Consider the following 3,409-nt stretch of genomic DNA (forward strand, 5'->3'; position numbering starts at 1 on the left):
AACTATTTGGAGACAAAGATGTAACTGCTGTAGATTGGACAACAACACCGTCAGGAATTATTGATCTATATATTGATACAGATAACGACAACATAGGAGACACTCCGTATGTTTCTGGTAGTTATGAAACAATATATGCAATGCCAACACTAGCACAGTTAGAAGAAGCAGACTACTCATTTACAATTGATGCAAACTTAGCTAATGGTTGTGGAGCAGTAAGTACTGATTTTGATGTAACAAACAACACAAGAATATTTGATAGTACAGGCGATGCCTGGGGAACAGCTGCTAACTGGTCGCAAGGTGTAGTGCCTACATCTAATGATTGTGTTATTATAAAAGACAATGGTATTGCAATAGACACTAGAGCTACAGGAAATGGTTTGGCAAGAAACATTACTGTAAAAAATGGAGGATACTTAGAACTTGCTACTGGTTCTTCCATCACAGTAACAGATTGGATTAATGTAGAAGGAGGCGGAACAATTCATTTGGAAGATGGAGCAAATCTAATTCAAGTGACAGATGTAACATCCAATAACAACACGGGAGATATAGAAATGGATCGTACTGCTGTTGGAGTCAACGCATTCGATTATATATACTGGTCATCAGCCGTAGAAAATTTTGACATAGGAAATGTTTCCCCAGGAACATCATCGGGTTATATCTACCAATGGCAACCAACCGTAGCTGGAAATGGAACAGGAAACTATGGAGAATGGCAAAGTGCTTCTGGAAACATGGGAATCGGAAACGGATACATTATACGCGGTATTTCCGGTACAAGTGTTGCCAATACGGCAGAATTTGTAGGGCGTCCAAACAATGGAATCATCAACACAACAGTAACTAGAGGTACATACACAGGTGTTGATTATCCAGGAGGTGGTGGCACAAATGCAACCGCTTTAGATGATAACTGGAATTTAGTTGGAAATCCATATCCATCAGCAATATCTGCGGATGCATTTATCACAGCAAACGCTTCTGTAATAACAGACGATACAAATCCGTCAACAATTACTGGAACTGTATATATGTGGAGACACTTAAGTACAGCAAGTGATGCCTATGGAGATCCTTTCTATGGAGATTATGCATATAACTATAACGAAAACGATTATATCCAATACAACAGTACTGGGTCAAATCCAATAGGATTCAATGGTAACATTGCCGCAGGACAAGCATTCTTTGTATTAGTGGACGATGCTGCACCAGCAACATCAACCATTCAATTCAACAACTCAATGCGAGGTGTAGCATACACAAACGATCAATTTTACAGACCTAGTGATAATGCAGATGTACAGTTTGAAAGCAATAGTGAAAATACGACAAATACCATTGAGAAAAACAGAATTTGGTTAGACATCATCTCTCCAAACAATACAGCTGCTTCTACCTTAATTGGATACATAACTGGAGCTTCAAACGATCAAGATCGACTCTTTGATGGAGACAATTTAAGTGAGGCACCTACACATATATATTCAATAGTCAATGACAAAGAAATGGCAATTCAAGGAAAGGCAGTTCCGTTTGTACAAGATGACGAAGTGCCACTAGGGATAAAAATCGCGCAAAGCGGAAACTACTCAATTGCAATCAATGCATTGGATGGATTGTTTGAAAACACAGATCAAGATATATACTTGGAAGATTTATATACAAATACGATTCATGATTTACGAACAACACCATACAGTTTTTTCTCAGAAAATGGAAACTATGCAGATCGTTTTGTATTAAAATACATAAATGTAGAAAACAGCGCTTTAGACCTTGAAGAATTCAACTCAAACACAGGAATTGTAATTACAACTAGCGAAAATCAAATAAAAATACATGCATACAACAGTCAAATAGACGAAATTACAATACACGATATTCTTGGAAAACGTTTACTAGATCGTAAAAATATCAGTGAAGAAATTTATGATATCACTAATTTAAAACCAACAAACAGTACGCTCATTGTAAAAGTCGTACTCGAAAATGGCAAACAAAAAATTCAAAAAGTCATTTACTAAAAAAATAAAACCTAGAAGCCAACCGAAAAGCACTCTTCATACAATTTCATGAAGAGTGCTTTTTACTTTAAAAAAAAGAAACAAAAAATATACATAAAGCCGCTTCTCATTCAATACAGAAAAGCAACTTGTCAGAAATTATATAAAATTCAAAACACATAGAAATACGGGTTGCTAAATTCAAAAGCTTCTATTACTTTTATGCAAAATCAAAAGAAGCATGTTACGCAATACCATCAAAGACCTCTCAACAACGATTCTCAACAATCAATCAGATTTTGATACCATAAAAAATTCGGTTGACGAAATTCATAAACACTATCTCGAAACAACAAAAATTGGAGAATTGGGAGAAGGAGTACAACACATGGCAGCTATACCAACGGCAAGCGGAATGGCGCTATCGCTCAATCACGCTGCAGCATGCTTACTAGATTATCGCAGAACAGCAAAGCTCCTAAACGGAATGGTAACGCTCATTCGCGAAAAGCAAGAACAACATCCAAACGAAACCATCAACATATTCTATGCAGGTTGTGGGCCGTATGCACCTTTTGTAACCTTAGTAGCACCATTATTTAAAGCTTCAGAAGTACAATTCTCAGTCTTAGAAATCAATGCAGCTTCTATCAAAACAGCAGAAAAACTTATCAAAGCATTAGAGTTAACGAACTATGTAAAAGAATATCATACAGCCGATGCAGTTACCTTTCAAATTCCTGATGCAAAAAAATACCACATTCTCTTCAGTGAAACGCTAGATGCTTTGCTATACAGAGAATCTTATGTGCCAATTCTTTGGAACATGTTACCACAAATCTCAGAAACTTGTGCTGTCATTCCTAACAATGTCATCATACAAGCAAACTTAACTTTTCCTAAACAAGAAGGACAAGACGCTCAGAAAGAAAAAGAAGCAGCTACAATATTGGATGTTCGCGAAGCTGTAAAAATAAATGATGGTAGTCAATCATTACCAAAATCATTCGCGCCAACAACCATCAATCTTGCAGGTGATGACATATACTACTCTATGATTGTCGATACCAAAGTGCATATTCATAACGATATCTGGTTGCACAGAAACGAGTCGTCACTAAGCATTCCGTTCGAAATGGAAATCGCGTATCCACTCGATGCGCCAAACGTAACATTCTTCTACGAACTCAAACCATCTGTAGAATTAAAACTACAAAACTAAAGCAATTCAACATTTAAAATTCCAGTTTTCACAAGCGTCAGTTCGAGTGATTTTCGTAATAAAAAGGAGAAAATCGTATCGAGAACAGCTATAAATTCTAAAGTTTATGAGTTTATAAGTTTAGGCGAATGAAATAATTTAAAACTTAACATATAACATTTAAAATTCA

At 36.2% G+C, this 3,409-nt stretch carries 2 protein-coding genes; both read left to right on the top strand.

The window, feature by feature from the left end; translation table 11 throughout:
* Positions 1 to 2,039: T9SS sorting signal type C domain-containing protein (locus ACRBBL_RS26560; protein ID WP_431372139.1), on the top strand; the 2,039-nt coding region annotated here is incomplete at its 5' end.
* Between the two features lie 220 nt (positions 2,040 to 2,259).
* Complete coding sequence (locus tag ACRBBL_RS26565) at positions 2,260 to 3,240, top strand: phytanoyl-CoA dioxygenase (protein WP_431372140.1); 981 nt, start codon at positions 2,260 to 2,262, stop codon at positions 3,238 to 3,240.
* The last annotated feature ends 169 nt before the right edge of the window (positions 3,241 to 3,409 follow it).

This window comes from Kordia sp., assembly GCF_050633145.1.
Taxonomy (GTDB): Bacteria; Bacteroidota; Bacteroidia; order Flavobacteriales; family Flavobacteriaceae; genus Kordia.

Bases quoted from the DNA above. Each gene is read 5' to 3' on its own strand.
- ACRBBL_RS26565 (WP_431372140.1), top strand. From the start codon at position 2,260: ATGTTACGCAATACCATCAAAGACCTCTCAACAACGATTCTCAACAAT.